Below are 22405 nucleotides of genomic sequence, written 5' to 3' on the forward strand. Positions count from 1 at the left end.
AATGAACATAGATTTAATTCACTTGTTCTCTTTATCAATATTACGCAATAGGGACCAGACCATCGCACCTAGTACGGCTAAGGCTGCAATCAATGCGGCCCATAACCAATATCGTTTTTGTGCACCTTCAGATTTGTCTGGTGCTGGTGTTTTGATGGGACTGCTGACAGCACTTGGTTCCGCTGCAGCTGTCGGCATGCTTACTTCAGCAAAAGCTAATGCGGTATCGGGCAGATTCACTTTGGGCATCAGTGTATTGAGGTCCAAGGCGGTGCCTTCTTTTGCGTTGGCTGAAAATTCTATGCGATACGGTGCATCGCCGCGCGCTAGAAACGCCAGGTTACGACTCAATGACCCTAATGAAATGGTGGGAGCTAGCGTGCCTAAGCTTTTTACGCCTGCAGGAATTTGCAAACGGATTTTGTTGAGACTATAACCGCCTAAAGACAGCTCTTCGGTGCTGATTTCTCCGGCAGGAAGTTCCAAGCGATAAGCGTTGACATCGCCGAGAAAGAGCTCTTGTGTTGTTGGGGATGTTGCCATCTGTTTTTGGTGGCGCAGTACATATAGCGGATTGCGGAAATGGCGATGTTCCAGACTCTGTGATGTTGATGCTGGAAGTTCGCCAAAAATTTGTACTTTAGCTAGCGTATTTTGTTCTTGTAAATGTAGTCGTAGACTATCAATCGGCGTGTTTTTTGGCACGTGGTATTCGCAAGAATTCGCATTACATTGATATGCTTGGAAAGGTGCTGTCCACTGCATCTTTGGCGGGACCAGCTCTTGTTCTTGAGTATCTATATCGATGGCCAAAATCTGTGGAAAAGTTAGGGATTGCTGTGCGCTTGTTTGCAAACTTAAACGCAAATATTTTGCTTTACAGTGTTCAAGATTTAAAGATAGTTTTTGTATTTCTTGGCCCTGATGCCGTAGTTGTACAAGTTGTTCGACGCCACCCACGTGAATCCAATTTTTAAAATCCTCACTCGCATCAATTCTTAAGGGTACGATACCTTGAAAATCTTTGTCGATGTAGACTCTGGCTTGGACTAAACGAGCGGCTGGATTCAACTTGGTGGCATCAATAATCCATGAGCGGACGGAAGTGGTTGCATTTCCTGTTGGAGTGAATTTGCTTTGTCCGATTAAACTGCCATCGGATTGACGCAGGATGTCGGGTACGATAACTTCCTTGTCTTTCCCAACGTCTTTTGATCTAGCTAGTACGGGAAAAAATGGCAGCGTATGGCTTTCTATCTTTAAGATTTCTGTTGCGCTGTCTAGCCAGGCATAGTTCAAGAAATCGCCTTTAGCATTTCGTATCTTCAGGTCGGATAACTGGCTGTTCGCACTTCGCGGATAGAGTGACATTGGTATCCGTACCGCGTAATACGGCAGGGATTTTTCGGTGCTGGTCGGAAGTCCAATAATGACATCGTCGTTGACTGGCAGTGCACATGCACCGCCAACGAACATCACTACACCTGTGCATGCGCTGACAAGAAGTGAACGCTTAAGCATGATTGTTTCTCCCGCTATCTGTCACGTTCTCCGCAGCTTCGTTCACTGTCTCACGCGCGGCTTTCGACTTAACCGGTACTGGTGCAAAATAGCCGACCACCAAGAAGGCAATACCGACCCCTATGAAAGACACCATCCGATACAGATCACCGCGACCCGCCAGTTCAATCGCAAATAATTTCAAGGCTACGATGCCGAGTAAGACTACACCCGCAATCCACACGGTGCGGGAAGCGCGGCGATTGCCAAATAACATAAGGCCAACGCCGCACAGTGCCCAGGCAATCGACACAGAGGCTTGTGCCAGACGCGATGCAAATAGCGTTTCAAAGTCCCATGGGATACTGCCAAAGTGGTGTACCGAGCGTAATACTATCCCTGTTAATAAAGCCAAGCTGGTCATGGCCAAGACACCGTATGCATGTGGCTTTGGTAGTTTCACTTTGGCGCCTTCTGGCAGGTGCTGCCACCATCCATAAAGACTCAACAGTATGATGAACTGTGCCAGCTCTAAGGGGTTGAGTACGGGCAGATAGGGTAGGGGTGATGCATTGCCAGCCGACAATATATTGCTGATCCAGCACCAGATCAAAAGATAGAGTGCAATCGGCGTGCAAGCTTCTTGCAAATATATGGTGCGATATTGTGAAACCGGCCAGCGCTGCGCGAAGAATCGACTTCCCAATCCAAACAGTGTTAATGCCGGTGCCAGTATCCATGCCAATAAAACCCAACTCGAGGTCGACTCACTTAACATGCTAAATTGTCCGCGCAATTCGGCGGAGATGATAAACAACGCTAACCACAGACCTAGTATGTGTAGCCATGCCAAAAGGCGCGGGTGCGCAGTATAAAACTTCGCTTGCTGTTTCAAAGCAAACCAATGCCAGATAAAGGCACAGGGCCAGGCAAGAATGCCCCACGAACTTGAAGGTAAAAAGGTGGCTAAGCTACCTGTCATGCCAAGATCGGCAGCGTAGATAAACAGACCTAAACTGACTGCACTTAATAGACCCATAGGCCGCCAGTCTCGCCATTTTGCCAATATCAATAAGAGCGCAGCGGTGACTATACCTATCGCAATATCGGCATTAGGGAGGACTGCGGGTAATTGCCATTGCGTGAAGGCAGACGCGGTTTCTGCTAGCCAGGCCATCAACCACCACGCTAAGCCCCACAGTACTGGCAACCATAGCATTACTGCCTGATTGCACCAGGGATTTAGCCAAGCGCGGAAATTGGCGTTACTGTCATTCAGATTCGTGTCGGCATTTTGCGGCTTGTTTGATACAGATAACTCCCGCAACACCGCCAGAAAGCGTTGTGCTTCAACACGAATCTGATCACCACTCCACCATCCCGAGACTGCTAAAGATAAGGCAGCAAAGAAACCTAGATTCATAAACGGCGCAGTCGCATAACTATGGCGATGAGCAATGAAAAGCAGTGCGCTGAAAGCTTGCATCATCAGCGCGAAGGTCGCCAAAGGTGCATGCGACATATGTAATGCGCCTGCCAAAATGAGGCTGGCGGTCAAAGGCCAGATCGCCGCTGCTTGTGGCAAAGTCAATGCAAAGAGCATGGCGATATGCAGCAAGCTAAAGGCGCTGATTAAGGCCACGCTATTGAATACGGACCATGACGGCGGGATACCTTGCATTTCTGACTCGCGCTTGCGACGCAGCATGTGACGTCCTGCATTAAAGAGTATAGAGGTCGCGATGATCACGGCTGCTAGCATGCCGCGCCAACCATCTTGTAAGAAGCTTTGTTGCTCCGCATTGCCGTTGACATGCAAAGTCATCATGAAACTAATTAGGGAGAATGCTTGCATCGTCGCTGCAATCGGCCGTAATGCAGGTAATTGACGACGTATTCCTTGATCCGAGACCAGCAGTGCCAGCGCGGCGCAAGTCGCTGCCGCAAAAGTAGGGCGCAGCAAAAGCCAGGGTAAAAGAGTCAACGCCGCAATGCCTAGCCAAGGCAGGCCAGCCGCACCCGCCGATTCCCAGCGGGCTATGTTTTCTTGCGAACGACGCAAATGCATTGCCCACATACTTAAGGCGCTCAAACCCAATAACACTGGACCGAGCAAGGAACCCTCTAACAAGGCTTGCTCAGGTAAAGCATTGATACTGATTGCATTAAGTAATTTGATCGTGGCTCCTGCGATAACGACAAAGGCAAATGCACGTGCATAAGGTCGGTCCTGTCGTGTGCCCAACCAAAACATACCCGCACCCTCTACTGCCCATGCGGCGCTAGTCCAAGTACCTTCTAAGCCCAAGGGAATGGCGAGCGTGGCAAAAATGGCTGCAACGATGACATAGGCTTCTGCTAATAATGCCAAACCTTGTTTTTCTTTGGAGAAGATGAGGCGGCCTAATAACAAATAAAAGAATGCGACCGCTAACGCCGAAAACGCAGCGCCGAATTCCGTGTGCTGTACTAATAAATATTGCAAACCAAAAGCGGTAATCGGGTTGCCAAATACCAGCGCGCTGTCAACTCGACCAACGATTTTTATGCCCGCAAGTGGATTGCCAGCTTGTTGGGCTAAGTCGGCTGTATGACGCGCTTCCGATAAAGTACGGCGCGCAAACAACACACCGATTAGAGCAAATAGGACGAAGAAGAAAATGAGGAAGGGCTGTACCAAAGCGTAGTCGCTATCAGCATAAAATTTGTTAGCCCAGCCTATTGATAGAGTAAAGGTGCCAACAAAAGCGATCACATTCAGGACGCGCCAAGCGTTGAACCAGGCAACTAGGAAGATGCCGACATCAAGTATCGCCAGATAAGTAAATAGACCGAGAGGACGATTCGTGCCTGTCGACGTCAAGATAGGCGCAGCAAAGCCCTCCAAGGCCGCGATAATCGCTAATGCCGGTGCTCTTTGCAAGACCGCCAGCGCAGCACTCAGTACCGATATGGCGAATAAAAAAGCAAAGCCGATTTCGGGTGCTATCAAGGCATGAACTTTGAGCGCCGACAATATGGTGAGATAAAACACACCGATCGCCATCCCTTGCAGACTCAACGCATAGTCGCGTCGTTTGTTACGTAATCTCCATCCTAATCCTAACAAGACAAGACCCGTCAGCGCCACGCCAACATAGCGCAATTCGACCGGTACTGTCACACGTTCCGCCGTGTAGCGTAGTAAGAAAGCAAGTCCAAGGAATAGAATGAGGACGCCCACTTTCACCAGAATATTTCCACCATAGATAAAATCAGCGATGGGCTGGGGCAAACTTTCTCGGAAAGTTTTGCTCGGTGGCGGAGCTAATTTTCTTGCTACTGGCTTGACTGGTGGTGCTTCGATGGTAGGCGTGGCAATGGTGTTGAAAGTGATCGGCGTCGGCACCGCAACGTTGCTTACAGCTTGTTCGTTTACTAGTTCTAGCGCTAACTCTGGCGTTTGGGGAACCAGGCTTAGGTCGTTCGCAGTTTCTACCCCGATGGTGAGATCAGATTTGGCACGTGCAATTGCCGCTTGCATGACACTGTTTAATTCTGGTTCTTGATTGCTATGAAGTTGGGTGCTTTGATTTTGAGTGTCGACTGGCGTTGTGGTCGTTGTAGTTACTCTAACGGTAGTCTCTGCTTGCGTTGAAGTTTCGGTGACGATGTTGGCTGCTGTTTGTACCTCATCGTTACTACTGGAAGAGCGGTAGGCACGTAACTCCTCCTCTAAGGACTTTATTTTTTGCTCAAGGCTTGAGATCTTTTTTCGTAGTTCATTGAGTGCCGCTGCTGCTTGTTCATGGAGGGTCTGGTTGGTTTTTTTGAGTGTATCAAAGCGCATGCTCAAATTGATTTGCACGACTAGGCCAAAGATTGCGCCACACACGGTATAGATAAATGCCATGCCCGAGCCGCCGACGCCTAAACCCAAAGCCAAACCAATCAATGCGCCTATCCACCACATACCCTGTCCTCTCAAAGATGACTCAAAGTCAATGAAAGAACTGTAAGTAGTATTTGAGTTTTTTACAAGAGAAAAAAACAGTCTGTCACGAACCCTGTATCGACTTGGATTAATTTAAGTGAATACGGGATGGCCTCAGTGCCTCTCTCAAATTGAATGAGCGTGGATGAATCCGGTTCACCCCAGCCTATCAACAGTTCGCCACAAATGTCTAGCTTGTAATATGACATATTTGTACCATGCGTCCTAGGTTCTCAAATTCATTCTTATAAGATCTTAGTCAACGATAAAGGGCGATCACAATGCAGCTTCAAAACAGTAGCAAGAGCAATGTCACCGACACCTTCAGTACTGTCAGTTATGACCTATCAAACCGCCGTAATGATCTGGAATTGCTGCGTATCGTGGCTTTATTTATTCTGATTTTTTACCATACCGGCATGCTATATGTCAGTGGTTGGGGTTTTCATTACAAGAGTGAGTACCAAAGCGAAATGGTGGCAAACTGGATGTTGCTGGTCAATCCTTGGCGCATGTCTTTGCTGTGGCTAATTTCTGGTGTCGCATTGCGTCATGCCTTGCATAAATACGGCGCATGGCACAGCTTGCAGCAGCGTTGTGTGCGTTTGCTCTTGCCACTATTATTTGGCGTGCTAGTCGTGGTGCCGCCGCAGTTGTATATAGAAATGGCGGGCAAAGCACAACTGCCTTCGGACTTGAGCTATTGGGATTTTTACCAGGCTTTTTGGCATCTGAAGGATCCACTCTTTGCTCAATACAAAAGCGGCATTTTGCCGCATATGGATGTGAATCATCTGTGGTACTTGCGTGAATTGTGGAAATTTTCTTTATTGCTGATTGTGGTGCATTTTTTCTGGAAAAGCTTGAGCCTTAGGTTTCCGCTTGCCATTGCTTCTGTAGAAAATCGAATGAAGCATGTCTTTGCAATGAGCTGGCAGGGTGCGGCTTATAGTGGGTTGTTGATTGCTGCTCTGGTCGTTTTAGATATTGTTCATCTTGACGACCGCAACAACACAGGATTCTTATTCCTGCTAGCCGGTTATGCGCTGGCATCGACCAGCTCTTTTTGGCAGCACGTGTTTGAGAATCGTAAAGGATATCTGATCGCGGCAGGCGTTTTTTATGTGCTATTGCTGTGTGTGTATAATTTTTTGGCCTTGGTACCTGAACGTAATGCCTGGCCGTGGGTAGACCCGGTATCAGCCATAGTCTATAGGTCGTACGGCGGTTTTTGCATTATGGCAGCGCTTGGGTATGCCAGGTATTTTGGCGAACAATTTCAGCAATTTTCGCAACGTTGGAGTGAAGCTGTATTGCCGGTTTATGTCGTGCATCAAAGTCTGATTTTGATTGCCGCCTACTGCTTAAAACCCTACACAGTCGGTGCATGGTTAGAGCCAATTTTAGTCATTACTTTCACCTGTGTTACAAGCTGTCTGATTTACTACGTGGTAGCACGCATTAATATTTTGAGAGTTTGCTTTGGCTTGAAATGGAAATTGACTAAACAGCTTGCTGTATCAGGTACTTTGGAAAGGAATCAGAGAGAGCAATTTGGACAAAAATTGCGTAAGGGTTTGGCCTATATTTTATTGGTGCCGCTGGCTCTGAAATTGATATTGTAGGGAATTGTTCGTGACGATGGAAGGGAATTTACTATGCGCTTCCCAAAATACAGGAAGCGCAATCCCGACTTAATTTATTCAAACTCAGGGCGATCCGAACGCATCCAAGTATAGGTTAATCCGAACAACACTGAAGGTGATGTTTTGCGTTTTACCAAAGGACTATTTTCATTCGCTGCGCCTACGACGCTATCTAAACGGACGCCGCTAAATACGCGGAAATTATTGGTGTAACTATGCGAAATAAAGGCAGACATGCGCCATGAGATCAACCCCTGCTTAGCTTGATATGCGCCGCGATCTGGGAGTACTTGATCCGGGCGAACTTGGTAGAAAGTTTCAGCCATTTGGCGGTTACCAAAGACTGCTGATAAACCAGTGCTATAGCGCCAGCCGCCGAAGGCACGTCGCTCAAATTCAATTTCTGGCTCCAGTGTGTAGCCTTTGCGTTTAAAGCTATTGCTTAAATCAAAAACCGCACGTAACGGTAATTCAAAACGCCACCGACCATTCGCTTCTGGATCACTCAGATTCCATTTGAAACGAGGGCCAAATTCAATCAAATTACCGAGTCTTTCCATGCCGCGACGAGCAGCGATTTTATCTGAACTGGAGCCAAGTGCACCGGCAAATCCGACATCAAATTCAAAACGTGGCGTCTTGATTGCACGGTAACCAGTATTGCCACGATCTATACGAAAGTGTTCACCGCGATATAAAAAATAGGGTACTGCCAGTACTCGATTCACGTAAGTATCCGACCCAGGATAGGCTTGTTGGCTTAAAGCGAATGCGGATACGCCTAATTCCCAAAGAGGTAAAGGTTCAACATCTTTCACTAAAGTTGTTTTTTGAGCTTGTTCGCCCGACTCTGCTGCTGAGTTTGCCAGTTCCTGCGCATGGCTCGTCAATGCGAGCAATCCTCCAGCCACTAGGATTAGCAATGAAGTGGTGGTTTTAGTTGATTTTTTGAGCATTGGAAGGCCTTCAAAAGCTTTGAAATGATAAAAGTTTAGGAAGTGTAACGCAGCTAATAAAAAAATGCTTTCGAAGTAAAGCGTCGGTGAAAAGATCATGGTCGATTTGATCGAAGCACGACGTATCAAGGCAATTCAGGATGCATGAGCGTGACAAATTGACCCTGAAATTTTTGGCGGAAGACTGCGGTCCTTTAGATTGGTACTCCCTTAATCAATTCATTTTCATGTTGAATCCCAAAGCGAATTTCTAATTTTCCCGTACTTTTCCGCGCAATTCCTTTCGCATTCCATGAGTACTTTTGCTATCTAGTCGTTTGCGTTGTGAGCTTCGCGTGGGGCGTGTTGCACGCCGGATCTTGGGTAGTATCGCCGCTTTGGCTATGATTTCCTGCAGGCGTTGCAAGCCATCATTGCGATTTTGTTCTTGACTGCGTGATTGCTGTGCTTTGAGAATGATCACACCTTCTTTGCTAATCCGTTGATCGCGCGAAGTGAGCAAGCGTTCTTTGACGGCGTCAGCTAAGGACGAACGTGCAATGTCGAAACGCAAATGAATTGCGTTGGAGACTTTATTCACGTTTTGACCACCGGGGCCTTGAGCGCGAATCGCAGTAAATTCGACTTCGTTCGGATCGATGAGATTCATAAAAAGGTGCGACCGCAGGCTGAGCTAAAGTGAAAATGGGGAGGAGTCGACATGATAACTGAGATCTTCTTAATTTCATCCATGATTGAGGTAACTATGTGGCTCATATTTCTGGGGGAGTTCTAGTTCCTTTAATGCTAAGATCAGGAAAAAATTTTTAACGCATGATGTATCCTTGGAGTTGCTGTATGTCTATCAAAATAATATTGTGTGTGTTTGTATCTTTGGCTTTTGTCGGTATGCGCGGTGAGGTCAATGCTCAGGCGCTTCATCCTCAAGTGAGTAATGCAGAAACGCTAAAATTCCTCAAGCAATTTGAGCAGGTAGACGAGAGTCAAATACAAGCATGGAAAACCTTTACCGATGCGCAGACTGGCCGGATCAATCAAATTCCGGGCGCTTTAGAAACGTGGGTACAAGCAGCGAATAAGAAAGAAACTTGTAAAGTGTATGCGGCCACTTTTGTGGAATCAGGCAAATCACCATGGTGGGAAAAAGCCGGCAACTACGTCAATTGGGACGGCAGTTGCGTCAATGGTTATGCGTCTGGAATTGGGCGTGAATTCACTTTAGAAGAAGGCGAACTATCCGCCTGGTTGGCCGACTACCACGCTGAAAAAAAACCGCCAAAATACTATTTTGTTACGAATTACAACAGACAAACGATAGAGTTTAAAGCTGTGGCTCATCCCTTGTATGCTAGTTTGCAGTATGTACTCAACGAGGGTAATGCGGGTAAGCAGCTTGCGGTGAATTATTCGGTGTTGAATATGGCAGAGAACCGACTTTACCGAAGAGATGGAGTGGTCGGTGTTGATCAAGTCTCAAAGTCACTGTTGCTACCGAATAGAAATAGTTACGCAGTGGTACAAAGTACCAATCCTATGGCGGCATTTTCTTACCATACCAGTGTCACCGACAAGTGGGACCGCGTGGGCTACTCGATCGTCAATCATAACAATGGTATCGAGCGAAAAATCGTGCAGATGTTCAATCCTACACCCACGCAAAACGTCGAGGTGACTCTGCCAGCAAGCTATATTGGGCACCTGAAAAATGTGGATGCAAAAATCAATAGTAACTTGACTGCAGGTGAGCGCACACTGCAACAAGCCTTCGCGGCGATTCGTCAATATCAAGCCAGGGTCTGCCAAGGAACGGTTAAAGTGGAATTTATGGATAGCGCTGTTTATGGCCGCGTTTGTCTTGCAAATGGTGAGCTTAGCGTTTTTAACGATCTGATTTCCACTGCGTTGGAACAACAAAAACAAGCTCACGATCAGGCCCGAATTGAGATAGCCCGCAGAAAACAAGCAATGCCCAACTCACAGCCAGCACAAATCGCGGCAAAAAGTGTTAGTACAAAAAAAATAGCGACTAGCCTTCAACAATTTGCTGATGAAGTGGAAAAATCCAGCCAGCGCACAAGCGATTTCGCTCATTTAACAATGAACGCTCAACCATTGATGATTATTGAGCAAAGTGGCAATACACACAGCAAAGTCAATTGCGTTTTGACGGCGAATATCGTGCAGTGTAGTAAGCGTTAAAAGTTTGATTTATAAACCTATAAGCTAGTCCTAAAGATGCAACTGAATTAATTTGATTTCTGTTGTAAAAAGACAGTTTTATTGTTTCGCTTGTTATAAGCATGGGCTTGAACAGGGGAAAGTGTTGACAGTGAGTAACTCACTTGGCAAAGTAGATTGCACATGGATACTGGCAACATGGCGTGTTATTTTGATCAGGTGACTTCTTGCAAAATCTCAACAAAAATACGGTCGAACGAATGGGCCTCGCAGGCATTTTGTGCGCCCTTTTGTTGTTGTTCCCTTTTTTCTCGCTCGCGGCATCCACTTCTGAATTGCGTTTTCAACGATTTTCTTCACTAGGAACCGATCAACTCTCCACTTTGTCATTACTGCAGGATAAACAAGGCTTTATTTGGATAGGTACCAACAATGCTGGTTTGTATCGCTTTAATGGATATCAAAGCGACAAATACCAAAGCGATGCGAGCAATTTGGCGAGTTTGCCACATGACCGGATATCGGCTCTATTTGAGGACAGGGACGGGCAAATTTGGGTTGGAACCCAAAATGGCTTGGCTCGATTTAATGCCGAAACCAATAACTTCACGCGCTTTACCCCAAGTACGGGTGTCAATAATCAACGCATCATCAAATCGATAGTCGCTGACGGTAAAACTGGTTTCTGGCTAGCGACTTGGGGTGGTTTGCAACATTTTGATCCTGCCACCGGCAGTTTTACTTTGTATTCACATGATCCTGCTCGACCTGAAAGCTTAGCCAGCAATGATTTAAATGCGATCGCTGTCGATCCACGCGGCGGCGTCTGGGCGGGCACGTGGCCTGCCGGGATTGACTATCTGGCACCTGGCGCAAAGAGCTTTCAGCATTATCGAATTGATGATGAGAACGCGCCAGATTCTAAATTGAATATTGTGCGCTCTATGTATCTAGATCCACAGCATAACTTATGGATAGGCACAGAAAATGGTGTGGTGCTATGGAATAGTGAAAGTCCTTGGTCAAGCCGGCGCCGTTTAGATACGCCAGCTAGTCGTGTCAACAATATTTACGCTGACCGACATGGTGTAGTGTGGGCGGCTACTTTATCCGCCGGCCTATTACGCTGGAATGCTGGCACCAAACAATTCACACAGTTCGTAAAGCAAGCGATTGATCCCTACAGTCTGCCTTCAGATGATGTACGGGCAATTTTGCACGACCGTGGTGGCATGCTATGGGTCGCCACGTTAACAGATGGTATCGCAATTACGAATCTGAATAGCAGTGGCTTTCGGCGCATTATTCCGTTTGACGCGGACGCTCAAAATCCCAGACCCAATAATTCTATAGGACGCATCGTTGGCGCACCTGAGGGGAAATTATGGTTGGCGAATAATAGTGGACTGGCTTTATTTGATCCCAGCAATGGCAATGTAGTTAAGCAATTTCGTGCCGATAAAAAACGTGCCACTGCGCTGAGTAATGATCTGGTCTATAGCCTACACCAACAAACAAACGGACCACTTTGGGTAGGCACCTCAGTCGGTCTAAATCGGCTCGACTCCCCCGATGGTGTGTTTACTGTAATGCATTTTGGGAGCATCGCCGATGATTACATTAATGTGATTGCCGCTGGTGATACTGGGATTTTGTGGCTGGGAACGGGTAACAGTTTAATTCGCTATGACACTGGTACAGGTACGCATCGTAAATTTATTTCTGACCCAGCTGATCCTGATAGCCGCAGTGCGAAAGGGACTTCCACTATCTTGCAAGATAGTCGAGGCCGATTATGGGCAGGCGCTGAATGGGTGGGGGGCGGACTTGATTTGCTTGACCAAAAGACGGGTAAGTTCCGACATTTTCGACATGATGCCAAGAACCCTTCCAGTATTAGTGCGGATAATATTTCCTCCCTGCACGAGGACGCTAAAGGTCGCATTTGGGTCGGTGCGGTGAATGGTTTAAATCAAGTCATCATCGATCTGGATGGCAGCATACGATTCCAACATTTTTCTGCAAAAGACAGTGTAGGTGCAGCTAAAATTGTGGCGATAGAAAGTGATTTGCAGGGCAAGCTCTGGCTCAGTACAGTCAATGGTTTGATTCGTTTTGATCCTGATGCAGCGAAGGTTGAAACGTATACCGCCAGTGATGGTTTGTCGGATAGTTTTTCTGGTGCGTCTTTTCGCGATGATAAGGGTATCTTGTACTTTGGTGGGACTAAGGGTATGAGTGCGGTATATCCGGAATTAGTGAAGCGTGTTTCAACACCGCCACAAATTGCGATTACCGATATCAGTGTATTTAATCGTTCGCTCAAAACCGGAAAAATTCCCTCAGGAGTAAGCCTATCGGGCTCTATCACTGCGCCAAAGTCACTACGCATAGAACAGCAGGAGTCGGTTTTTTCGCTGGAATTCGCCGCTTTGCATTTTACCAATCCTGCACTGAATCGATATGCCTACCATCTCGAAGGATTTGATCGAGATTGGGTAGAGGTTGATGCAGAGCATCGTAATGCAACTTATACCAATTTGAACCCTGGAGATTATATTTTTCAAGTCAAAGCAAGCAATGATGCAGGTCTTTGGGGCGATAGTTTTGCTAGCGTGAAGATCGCGATTCCACCTAAGTATTGGCAAACTACCTGGTTTCAATGGCTCGCTTTTTTTCTAACTTTAGGACTGCTGTTTGGCATCTATCGCTGGCGAGTGGCGCATTTGACCCGTGATCAAATCCGCTTGGAAGGGTTGGTGGCAGTGCGCTTGCAAGAGCTGATTGCACAGCAACAAGTCAACCGCGACAGCGCACAGCGTATGCAAGCGATCTTGCAAAATGCGGCAGATGCGATTTTGACGACAGACAAGAACTGGACTATAGAATCATGTAATCGTGCTGGCCTGCAATTATTCGGATGGAATGAAACTGAAATCAAAGGAGTTTCGTTTATCAAACTGTGCTGTGAAGACGTGACACCGCTTTTGTTGCAGCACACAGGCAGTCCAGATTTTAAACAAAAAGGGCATAGCGAGTTGGAGTTGCAGCAAGTCCGTGCGGACGGCACGCCATTTTCGGCAGAATTATCATTGAGTGGTTTTACTGATGCAGGCGAAAGAAAATTTATTTTGATCGTGCGCGATATTACGGAACAAAAACGCGTCGAGCGCATGAAGACTCAGTTTGTCTCCACCGTTAGTCATGAGCTGCGTACACCGCTCACCGCAATTCGCGGTAGTCTTGGCTTGATGGTGGGCGGCGTGACGGGAGAATTGCCGGCTGCGGCTGCCAAGCTTGGGCAGATCGCATTGAATAATGCCGAGCGCTTAGCGCGTCTTATCAACGATTTGCTCGACATGCAAAAAATCGAAGCGAATATGATGGATTTTGATTTTCAGCGTTTGCCCTTATCAGGACTGATTGCTGATGTATTGGAATCGAATCAGGCATTTGCGCAGAAACTGGGAGTCTCTCTGCTGTTAGACAGCGATATTCCTAATCTCGCTTTAAAAGTAGATACAGATCGTTTTGCGCAGGTGATGGCAAATCTGATGTCGAATGCATGCAAGTATTCACCTGAAGGTGGAACGGTTAAGTTGCGGCTCATACAACTAGATAATGGGCATATTAAAATTCAAGTAGAGGACCGCGGCCCAGGCATTTCTGCGAGTTTTTTTGATCGCATTTTTCAGAAATTCTCACAAGCAGATGCCTCGGACACGCGCGCAAAAGATGGTACCGGCTTGGGCTTAACGATCGCCAAAGAACTGGTAGAAAAGATGGAAGGGCAAATAGGTTTTAATGCAAATCCGCTCGGTGGTACGATATTTTTTGTTGAATTTCCGTCATACCCACTTTAGGCAGAAAAGAGAGATAAATAGAATATAGGTAACATGCCTTATTTTCGGATTATTTACGCCCAATTAAATCCCATTTGTTTCCATATAAATCCAAAAATACCACCACAGTGCCATACACTTCTTCGCGCGGCTTTTCGGTGAAAGTTACACCATGCGATTGTAAATGCGCGTGCGTTTCCCAGAAATCATCTGTCTCCAAAAATAGAAATACCCGGCCTCCGGTCTGATCGCCAACATGTGCCAGTTGCTCAGGTGTGGATGCTTTGGCGAGCAGTAGTTTCGCTCCAGTCGTTGCGGTTGGAGCGACTACCAACCAGCGTTTATCAGGACTGATTTGTCTATCCTCGATTAGTTCGAAGCGTAGCACTTGAGTAAAATAAGTGAGCGCTTCGTCATACTCACGGACTAGAAAGCTGATGTTGGCGATGTTTGTTTTGCTGGTCATGGTCGTTGATTAGGATTGTTGTAGTTAAAATTTGTGTATCGCTAGATTACCTGAAAACAAAAATCTCTTAGGCCTCGAGCAAGAGGATACAGGTCAGTAAGTGCAGCGTACAAGGAAATGCAGGGCGGGTGCAGCCCGTGCCGCCAGCACTATGAGTACCTGAGCAGCGCGGGTTGCACCCGCCCTACGAATCTGCCATTCAGTTAAGGATTCAACGCTCAAAACCCTTCAACGCCGAGACATTGAGGCGCTGAAAAAACGAATGGAGAGGAAGCAAGAGCGCTCCAAGGTTTTCTCTGCGCTTCTCTGCGTCTCGGCGTCTCAGCGTTGAGGGGTTTTATTTCTCAACTTAATTTATGGCGCTAACCCACTTATAGATTCACTGATAGATTCACTCACTAACCTGTATCACAATCTTGCCACGTGTTCTACCCGACTCACTCTTAGCATGCGCTGCAGCGATATCTTTGAGTGCATACACACTGTCGATAATGATCTGAATTTTACCTGCGTCAATCAATTCTGCCAAAGCTTGCAATTGCGTAGCGCTGGGTTGTACGAAGCAAAACAGAGGAGTAGCTCCAACTAGTGCTGCAGCTTCGTCAGAAGGCTGTGAAATGATCGATATCAGACGACCACCGCGTTTTAAGGTTTTCCATGACTTGTCTTGTATCTCACCACCCATGGTGTCGAACACCACATCGATATCACGCAAAGTAGAGAAGTCGTTTTGCGTGTAGTCGATCACCTCATCCGCACCCAAGGCTTTGACTAGTTCCACGTTTTTTGTCGAGGTCGTCGTGATTACATAGGCACCACGCAATTTGGCTAGCTGAATCGCGAAAGTGCCAACACCGCCGGCACCTGCATGGATTAAAACGCGTTCGCCTGCTTGTACATTCGCGCCTTCATATAAAGACTGCCAGGCAGTTAAGGCGACCAGCGGTACAGCGGCCGCTTGTTGCCAATTGATGCTGGTGGGCTTGGCTGCGATTTCATTGGCACGTACGGCAATGTATTCGGCATATGCGCCATCACGACCTATGTCGGGACGCGCATAGACGGCAGCGCCCAAGTTCCAGTTTCTGACATCGCTACCGACTGCGACGATTTCACCGGCGAAATCCCAGCCCAAGGTCAATGGGAAAGTATGTGGAAGAAAATCCTTTAAATAGCCTTCACGTACTTTCCAATCAACCGGGTTGATACTACTTGCATGGATTTTGACCAAGACCTCGTCGGCCTTGATGACGGGCATAGGTGCGTCTTCGTAAGCCAAGACTTCGGCATTACCAAATTGATGAATACGGACAGCTTTGTGTGTGTTTTGCATCATGTTCTCCTTATGAGGGATAGATATTTGTTTTTTGAAAAAGTGAAGATCAATTCACGGTGAAAACAGTTTACGCCCGATTTTTTGTTTGATAAATGGGGTGTAATTCACATTATTTGTTACACTATGTAATTAAGTATACGTTTTTGAAAAGAATATAGAGTCGCTTATGGTGCGCATTACCCGTGATTTTGATCCCGTACAACTAGGTTCGATAGAGTTGTTCTGCAAAGCGGCCGAGCTTGGTAGTTTTACTTTGGCCGCGCAGACTTTGGGCTTAACGCCTGCGGCGGTGAGCCGATCGATCGCGCGTCTTGAAGCGCGTTTGCAAGTGAAATTATTTGCCCGCACGACGAGGCGGATTCGTCTGACCAATGAAGGTCAACTGTATTACGAACAATGTACGCAGGCCCTAACGCAAATACGAGAAACGGAACGCACGCTGAGCGGGAAACATAGTGATCCGAGTGGCATTTTGCGCGTCAGCGCGCCGACTACCTATAGCCATCATCGTTTGCTACCCATCATGCCGCGTTTTTTTGAACGCTATCCACGCATTAAGATTGAGTTCAATATTTCTAATCGCAATATCGATTTTGTTGAAGACGGCTATGACATCGCGATTCGTCTTGGCACCCCAGAAGATTCTCGTTTGGTGGCGCGCAAGTTAGAGGACGCGAAACGCGGCATTTTCGTTTCGCCCACTTATCTCGCGCAATACGGTACACCGCAGACGCCGGAGGATTTGCAACAGCATCGGTGCCTGCAATTTTTATTGCCCAGTACGGGGCGCCCATTTCCATGGTTGGTGACTATCAATGGTCAAGAACAAGAATACGCGTTCACATCTAGTATCAGCGTGACCGACGATGTATTAGGCTGTGTCAGCTTGGCGAAAAGCGGTGGTGGGATTTGTCAGAGTTTTCGATACATCGTGGAAGAGGATGTGCGACAAGGGCGCCTAGTCGAGATCTTGCAAGATTACACGCATGGACAAACTCGATCGTATTCCATGGTGTATCCGCAAAATCGCTTGATGTCAGCCACCGTGCGTGCTTTTGTGGATTTTGTACTGCAAGAGATCTCATTAAAAAATAGATAGCTAAAAGCGCATCGTTAGTTGGAAAGATATCCAACGCTATTTATAGCTTGTGAAGTTGAAATAAACGTTTTTGCCCCAAGCTCATACCTCGGTGCTAATACTTGAAGGAACTCAGCATGGCAATCTGGAAAGCAGATCTCAGTAACGAACTCGGCCAAATCGAAAACGCGATGGTACGTGTGTCGGAAAACACCGTGAAGCCCATGCTCAGCGAATCCATTGCCATGGCGAGTGAACATCTCGATCAAGTCGTTGATAGAGCCAGTAGCAGTTTGAATCAAGTGGTAGAACACGCTGGCAAGCAACTCAATGAAAGCATCGATCGCTTATCGTCCGAAGTGCATAATCACCGCTCCATCACCAAAGACGACATCAAAGAACTCATAGAATTCGCTACCGTTCGTATGGGCGATATGCTCGATCAACGCATTTCGGCATTGAAGGATGAAACTTCAAATTTGATCAATGAAAAAACTCAGATGCTAAGGCAAGAATTAGAAGAAGCGGCGATCCGCAGTCGCAAGACCATGTATACCAATGCTGCGATTTCTATAGGTGCTGCGATATCGATGGCGGTCGTCGGTTTCCTGTACAAAAAAGTCTCGCTCGATCAACTCGACTTGCTCTCCGTGTTTAGAATTGCCTTGTTGTCGCTGTCAGTCGGCTCAGGTATCGCGAGCGTACTGAAGATCATTCAGCATTGGCGCAGTATGAGTGAAGCGAAGAAAAATACCACGACGGTGGTAATTAGCTATCTGGGCGTGTTGCGCCCCAATGGTGCGTTTGGCTTATTTGTCTTGAGTTTGATTTTATTATTGGGGTGGGGTGGTTTGCTGCATATGCCGAAGTTTTTGCATTTGGGATCATGAGTGCTTTAATGCTAAGTTCTAGTAAGTGGAATTTGAAGCTTGGGACAAATTTGCTTCCCGAAAACCCGAAGGTGACAAACCCGTCACCCGCAAAAACTCTTTATTAAAATTCGATTTACTACTAAATCCCGACTCCTGCATGATCTCAATGACTGTCATCTCAGGCGCTTCGATCAAGAGGCGCTGGGCTTCGCGGATGCGTTGGTCGTTGAGGTAGACCGAGAAACTTTTGCCGTAAATTTGATTGATCGCATTCGATAGCTGGCGTGCCGGCACTTGTAGTTTTTTGGCGGCTTGCGGCAGCGTGATGCCAAATTCTCGTTTGTGCAGTTGTTCGGTTTTGACCAAACCTTCCCATCGTTGAAATAGTGCCTGCGCCACATCGGGCGCGATGGTTGGTGCGGCGACTTGCAGGGTTTGCTCTCCCAATTGGTACATCCATTCTAGCCAGTCGCTGCGTTTGAGAGCCGCTAACATGATGCTGGTATTGATGGAGAAGAAAGCAATACTGGCGACTAGGAGGGAAATAGAGTCGCGTAATGCGACGCCGGTTTGCATTTCCAGATTCACGGCAATTTCTAGCAGGATGTTAACTAGCGCTAGCAACATCAGACTCATTAGCCAGCGATAAGCCGGCGTCGCGTAGCCTCCAAGGTGAGCAAGCGCTTGCTGGCCAGATCGCATTTGTGCCGCAATCAGAGTAGTGTAGACGATGAAGCTGGTAAGGATGGCGACATCGATAAAGGCTCTGAGTGGTTTGGCTTGACTAAGTAGGATGAAGATTGTGGCGCCGAGGCCGAAGTGCCAAAGATCACTTTTTAAAAATCGAGAATCTTGTCGGCGCACACACAAGAAATACACATAGAGGCAAGGGCCGAGCAACATTGCGAATAGGGGGCGGGTGAAAGCAAAAACTGCAGAATGCCCGTTAAGTATGGCTGCGAGTGCAATACTTTGATGTGCGTAGAGCAGACAATTTAAACCCAAAAGCCGTTTTGGGATGGGACGCATGGCAGTCATGGCTAGCAATTGTGCTGCCAATAACAGGCACAAGACGGCGTTGGCGATTTGTAGGTGGCTGACGATGGATGGCATGTTTGTCATCATAAACGATGTTTTGACCTAGAGCCAAAAAATGCTTGGATGATAAGTCGTTTTCGCTAGGGCTATTCAATTCAATATATGTTTTACAATTAAATCGTCAATGGTGGCGATGTGAACGTCCTTAAACACGCTTTCCAGCGTCCTTCATCGCGTTTTAGGTCGAAGATTTGGTTTTGCTCGACGACACTGAAGTCCTTACCAGTCCAAAAGGATTTTATGATGTTTTCTGAATTTATCGTTTCTCCTCGTTTCCTTGTTGTGTCCAGTTTGCTAATGTCTTTACTGTCGCCTACCGCTCAGGCAGATAGCTTATTGATTAAGCAAGTTCGCATTATTAATAGTGTGAGCGACGGTCAAGCCAAAATCTCCAAAGTCAGCGATGTATTAATCCGTGATGGCAAGATTCAGGCGATCGCACCAAATTTGAGTAGGCATGCAAGCAAGGCAACAGCTCAGATTGATGGTCGTGGCCGCTTCCTGATTCCTGGTCTTATTGATAGCCATGTGCATCTCGATGGTGTGCCAGGCTATGCCGGTGATGATTCAAAAGATGCCGCAATGTTGCAAGAGGCTAGGGCACAGATGCCACGTAGTTACGCCTATTTTGGGTTCACGACGGTGTTAGACCTGACTGGCGATGCAGGCTTTATCGCGAAATGGAATGCGCAACCCGCCGGCCCGCAGGCACATTTTTGTACGCCAGTCACGATCCCCAACGGTTATCCAGCGTCATGGATGGATAAGGATTTGCAGTTTCAAGTACCTGCAACTAAGTATATGTTGTTCGACCCCGCGCAGCCGAATGTCTATCCAGCCAACTTCAAAACCGACGACCACACCCCGCAAGCCGTGGTGAACGCCGCGAAACAAGACGGAGCCAATTGCATCAAAGTTTTCTATGAAACTGGGTTTGGCCCGAAAAAGAATCTGCCCGTGCCATCGGTTGCATTGATACAGGAAGTCGTCAAACAAGCTAAGCACCTGAAAATGCCAGTGTATTTGCATGGCAATTCTCAAGCATCTTACGAATTTGCGCTAAAAGCAGGTGTTACGACTTTGGTGCATGGCATGTGGCATGAAGCCAAGAACGTAGAACAATTTGCCAACCAAACTCGACTCAAACAGATTGCCGATGAGATTGCTCAAGCTGGTATTTCTGTGCAGCCAACGATGCAAGTTTTGTACGGCGAGCATGAAGAATTGAATCCAGACTTTTTTAAAAATCCAATGGTGGCGCAAGCGATTCCGCAGCGATTGATGGCTTGGTATCAAACCGACGCAGGGCAATGGATGAAAAATATTTTGGCCGAAGATTTTGAGCCGGCGACAAAAACGCCAGCAGAGTTATATCAATCCGTAAAGACCATGTATCAGAAACCGCTTTCCACGGTTCGTCGCATGACGGCGGAATTACATCAGCAAGGCGCCAAGATGTTGTTTGGCAGCGATACACCCAGCGGCCCGTTTTACACCCAATTTCCAGGCATTAATGGTCGATGGGAAATGGATAGATGGCTGGAAGCGGGAATGAGCTTGCCTGAATTGTTTAGCGCCTTAACCATGAAAAACGCCCGGGCATTGGGCTTGGAAAAAACGATAGGCAGCGTGGAAGTGGGCAAACAAGCAGATCTGCTACTACTGACTACTAATCCGCTGCTTGATGTGCGTGCTTACGACACGATAGAGCAGGTCATCTTGCGTGGGAAAGCGCATCAGCGCGCGGTGTTGTCGGCGCAGTCACATTAGAGGTAGCGAACAGTAGTGCGAAGTTCTAACATTTTTGTCCGGAATAGAAACTTTTTCCGAGTGCAAGAATGTTAGAGCCAAGCGCATTGTTCTTTTGACCTAATGTGAATTTATGTACCCCAGTCGATATATTCAATGCCATTCTGAATTTGACCAATAATTTGCGCCTGATTTTCTGCACTTTCGCTGAAACTAGCGAGCACTTCAGCACGAGAAAATGAGCCGCTATATAATTTATCGCTCCAATAATTGAAACCACCCACATCAGGTGCGCGATGCAAGACGTTTTGATACAGTGTCGTTATAAATGCTGCGTCTGTTGGGAAGCTACCATACATTGAGCGAAATTCGTCAGAGCGATAAAATTCAGCAGCGACTTTCGTCAGGCTCATACCATCATCCAATTTTTCTATCCAGTATCCCAACCCCTTTAAATCAGGTTGGCGATTGAACGCGGCTTGATATAAACGATAAGCTTGACCAGCGGCGCCATCAATATCAAACGCTAACGCATAATCATTAAAGAGCAGACGTTCTACTTGCGATACGCTATCAACACCATCGTCACCAAATTTATCTTTGATGACAAAATTGTTAAGGCTGCCGCTAATCGAGTATTCATCAATGTTTCCCGACATGACGAGGAAATCCAAACCGCTACCGCCGTTAATATAGTCATTACCAGGACTATTTTTTATCGTGTCGCTGCCGGCATAGCCATAGATGTTATCGTCCCCTGTGCTGCCGCGCAGATAATCACTAGTGTTGGTGCCATAGACGTTCGACCCAGCGACTGTGCTCGCTTGTAAGCCAATCACATAGTCAGTGGCGCCGTAGGAAAGATTGGTGACTCGCAGATAGAAATCGCCATGGGAATAGCCGCCAGTATAGTTAAAAGCAATGCGACCATCGGTATCGATATTGGCAAAGCTGGTATCGATGCCACTTAAAGGAACGCCGTAGCTATCAGTAATAACAAGCTTAATGCCACTGTAAGTAGCACGCCAATCATTCGAGGCGCTATAGTTATTTGTCGCATCGGTTGATATAACAATAGAGTAATTTCCCGGGCCATCGAGATTCAGTTGATACCAGTCAGTCAGGTCATTTGCAGACAATTTGCCGAACGACACCATACCACGTTGCACCTGAAAATTAGAGCTAAGGCCAGTAGAATCAAAGCCCTTGGTTCTCTCGTCGAAATAACTGCCGTCACCATTTACGTATGCCATATCAAACTCCAATCGTTCCGAATTCTTGAATTTATATTGAGTGCCACTACGATCTGCGTCTACCCAATTTTTTAATGTCTAACTATCCACTTTAAATTTGAGAGCAAACTTGAATTTAGCCCTTGTCGTCTTAACGTCTGTCGATCCATGCGCGATGACAGATTTGTTAAATATGTTTAAATCTTTAGGTTTGCATATGTTGTGTAATAGCTGACCGTGCTCAGACGCAGTCCCGAAGCGATGCCAAAAAAATAGTCAAACATTAGGTCGTTGCTTAATACAAACCCAAACTTTTGTCGAAGGTGGGCGCAGCGCAGAAAACTCAGATGATGGTTTAAAGTAAGTCTTGTTCGAGATAGCGTGGCTTGACGCAAGATGATTCAGACGCTATGTGCATATTAATTTGAAGCCTTGAATAAAAGGATTAACTTGGCAATACTGTGGAACTATTTGTCAAC

14 protein-coding genes are annotated in these 22405 nt (G+C 46.8%); 6 read left to right on the plus strand and 8 right to left on the minus strand.

Annotated elements, in window-relative coordinates; all coding sequences use genetic code 11:
* Positions 1-18: 18 nt before the first annotated feature.
* Both ACO0KZ_RS14455 and ACO0KZ_RS14460 read right to left on the minus strand, forming a co-directional pair.
* On the minus strand, positions 19-1521 hold the full coding sequence (locus ACO0KZ_RS14455) for a DUF3999 family protein (protein ID WP_422996379.1): 1503 nt from the start codon (positions 1519-1521) through the stop codon (positions 19-21).
* Positions 1514-5452 (minus strand): DUF2339 domain-containing protein, encoded by a 3939-nt coding sequence (locus ACO0KZ_RS14460; protein WP_422996381.1) that lies wholly within the window; start codon positions 5450-5452, stop codon positions 1514-1516. Before ACO0KZ_RS14460 ends, ACO0KZ_RS14455 begins: the two co-directional genes overlap by 8 nt.
* A gap of 302 nt (positions 5453-5754) precedes the next feature.
* Between ACO0KZ_RS14460 and ACO0KZ_RS14465 the strand changes: the two genes are divergently transcribed.
* The gene (locus ACO0KZ_RS14465; protein WP_422996383.1) at positions 5755-7098 is read left to right on the plus strand and encodes an acyltransferase family protein; all 1344 of its coding nucleotides are present in this window, start codon (positions 5755-5757) and stop codon (positions 7096-7098) included.
* A 74-nt stretch (positions 7099-7172) separates the two neighbouring features.
* Here the strand turns inward: ACO0KZ_RS14465 and ACO0KZ_RS14470 are convergent, their stop codons facing one another.
* Both ACO0KZ_RS14470 and arfB read right to left on the minus strand, forming a co-directional pair.
* Positions 7173-8075: a MipA/OmpV family protein gene (locus ACO0KZ_RS14470; RefSeq protein ID WP_422996385.1), complete on the minus strand. Its 903-nt coding sequence runs from the start codon at positions 8073-8075 to the stop codon at positions 7173-7175.
* A 250-nt stretch (positions 8076-8325) separates the two neighbouring features.
* Positions 8326-8724 carry an alternative ribosome rescue aminoacyl-tRNA hydrolase ArfB gene (gene arfB / locus ACO0KZ_RS14475; RefSeq protein ID WP_422996387.1) on the minus strand — a complete coding sequence of 133 codons (399 nt, stop codon included), beginning with the start codon at positions 8722-8724 and terminating at the stop codon, positions 8326-8328.
* A 188-nt stretch (positions 8725-8912) separates the two neighbouring features.
* On the opposite strand from arfB, the gene ACO0KZ_RS14480 reads away from it, so the two are divergent.
* Both ACO0KZ_RS14480 and ACO0KZ_RS14485 read left to right on the plus strand, forming a co-directional pair.
* Positions 8913-10274 (plus strand): hypothetical protein, encoded by a 1362-nt coding sequence (locus tag ACO0KZ_RS14480; RefSeq protein ID WP_422996389.1) that lies wholly within the window; start codon positions 8913-8915, stop codon positions 10272-10274.
* Between the two features lie 206 nt (positions 10275-10480).
* The gene (locus ACO0KZ_RS14485) at positions 10481-14116 is read left to right on the plus strand and encodes a two-component regulator propeller domain-containing protein (RefSeq protein ID WP_422996391.1); all 3636 of its coding nucleotides are present in this window, start codon (positions 10481-10483) and stop codon (positions 14114-14116) included.
* Between the two features lie 49 nt (positions 14117-14165).
* On the opposite strand, the gene ACO0KZ_RS14490 is transcribed toward ACO0KZ_RS14485, so the two are convergent.
* Together ACO0KZ_RS14490 and ACO0KZ_RS14495 are read right to left on the minus strand one after the other, a co-directional pair.
* Entirely contained in the window at positions 14166-14561 is a 396-nt protein-coding gene (locus tag ACO0KZ_RS14490; protein ID WP_422996393.1) for a VOC family protein, read from the minus strand.
* Between the two features lie 391 nt (positions 14562-14952).
* Positions 14953-15897 carry an NADP-dependent oxidoreductase gene (locus tag ACO0KZ_RS14495; protein ID WP_422996395.1) on the minus strand — a complete coding sequence of 315 codons (945 nt, stop codon included), beginning with the start codon at positions 15895-15897 and terminating at the stop codon, positions 14953-14955.
* A gap of 166 nt (positions 15898-16063) precedes the next feature.
* Here ACO0KZ_RS14495 and ACO0KZ_RS14500 point away from each other — a divergent pair, with 166 nt between their 5' ends.
* Positions 16064-16996, plus strand: a complete 933-nt coding sequence (locus tag ACO0KZ_RS14500) for a LysR family transcriptional regulator (protein ID WP_422996397.1) — start codon at positions 16064-16066, stop codon at positions 16994-16996.
* Between the two features lie 116 nt (positions 16997-17112).
* Positions 17113-17865 carry a hypothetical protein gene (locus ACO0KZ_RS14505; protein WP_422996399.1) on the plus strand — a complete coding sequence of 251 codons (753 nt, stop codon included), beginning with the start codon at positions 17113-17115 and terminating at the stop codon, positions 17863-17865.
* An 18-nt stretch (positions 17866-17883) separates the two neighbouring features.
* Here the strand turns inward: ACO0KZ_RS14505 and ACO0KZ_RS14510 are convergent, their stop codons facing one another.
* The gene (locus ACO0KZ_RS14510) at positions 17884-18972 is read right to left on the minus strand and encodes a helix-turn-helix domain-containing protein (RefSeq protein ID WP_422996401.1); all 1089 of its coding nucleotides are present in this window, start codon (positions 18970-18972) and stop codon (positions 17884-17886) included.
* A gap of 213 nt (positions 18973-19185) precedes the next feature.
* Between ACO0KZ_RS14510 and ACO0KZ_RS14515 the strand changes: the two genes are divergently transcribed.
* Positions 19186-20715 carry an amidohydrolase family protein gene (locus tag ACO0KZ_RS14515; protein WP_422996403.1) on the plus strand — a complete coding sequence of 510 codons (1530 nt, stop codon included), beginning with the start codon at positions 19186-19188 and terminating at the stop codon, positions 20713-20715.
* Between the two features lie 110 nt (positions 20716-20825).
* Here ACO0KZ_RS14515 and ACO0KZ_RS14520 read toward each other — a convergent pair whose 3' ends face one another.
* Positions 20826-21947, minus strand: a complete 1122-nt coding sequence (locus ACO0KZ_RS14520) for a DUF4214 domain-containing protein (RefSeq protein ID WP_422996405.1) — start codon at positions 21945-21947, stop codon at positions 20826-20828.
* Positions 21948-22405: the final 458 nt, after the last annotated feature.

This window comes from Undibacterium sp. Di24W (assembly GCF_049340325.1).
Lineage (GTDB): Bacteria > Pseudomonadota > Gammaproteobacteria > Burkholderiales > Burkholderiaceae_D > Undibacterium.

Excerpts from the sequence above, each read along its gene's own strand:
- ACO0KZ_RS14495 (WP_422996395.1), bottom strand. The coding sequence starts at position 15,897 with ATGATGCAAAACACACACAAAGCTGTCCGTATTCATCAATTTGGTAAT.
- ACO0KZ_RS14465 (WP_422996383.1), top strand. The coding sequence starts at position 5,755 with ATGCAGCTTCAAAACAGTAGCAAGAGCAATGTCACCGACACCTTCAGT.
- ACO0KZ_RS14510 (WP_422996401.1), bottom strand. The coding sequence starts at position 18,972 with ATGATGACAAACATGCCATCCATCGTCAGCCACCTACAAATCGCCAAC.
- ACO0KZ_RS14460 (WP_422996381.1), bottom strand. The coding sequence starts at position 5,452 with ATGTGGTGGATAGGCGCATTGATTGGTTTGGCTTTGGGTTTAGGCGTC.
- ACO0KZ_RS14515 (WP_422996403.1), top strand. The coding sequence starts at position 19,186 with ATGATGTTTTCTGAATTTATCGTTTCTCCTCGTTTCCTTGTTGTGTCC.
- ACO0KZ_RS14470 (WP_422996385.1), bottom strand. The coding sequence starts at position 8,075 with ATGCTCAAAAAATCAACTAAAACCACCACTTCATTGCTAATCCTAGTG.
- ACO0KZ_RS14500 (WP_422996397.1), top strand. The coding sequence starts at position 16,064 with ATGGTGCGCATTACCCGTGATTTTGATCCCGTACAACTAGGTTCGATA.
- ACO0KZ_RS14480 (WP_422996389.1), top strand. The coding sequence starts at position 8,913 with ATGTCTATCAAAATAATATTGTGTGTGTTTGTATCTTTGGCTTTTGTC.
- ACO0KZ_RS14505 (WP_422996399.1), top strand. The coding sequence starts at position 17,113 with ATGGCAATCTGGAAAGCAGATCTCAGTAACGAACTCGGCCAAATCGAA.
- ACO0KZ_RS14455 (WP_422996379.1), bottom strand. The coding sequence starts at position 1,521 with ATGCTTAAGCGTTCACTTCTTGTCAGCGCATGCACAGGTGTAGTGATG.
- ACO0KZ_RS14490 (WP_422996393.1), bottom strand. The coding sequence starts at position 14,561 with ATGACCAGCAAAACAAACATCGCCAACATCAGCTTTCTAGTCCGTGAG.
- arfB (WP_422996387.1), bottom strand. The coding sequence starts at position 8,724 with ATGAATCTCATCGATCCGAACGAAGTCGAATTTACTGCGATTCGCGCT.
- ACO0KZ_RS14520 (WP_422996405.1), bottom strand. The coding sequence starts at position 21,947 with ATGGCATACGTAAATGGTGACGGCAGTTATTTCGACGAGAGAACCAAG.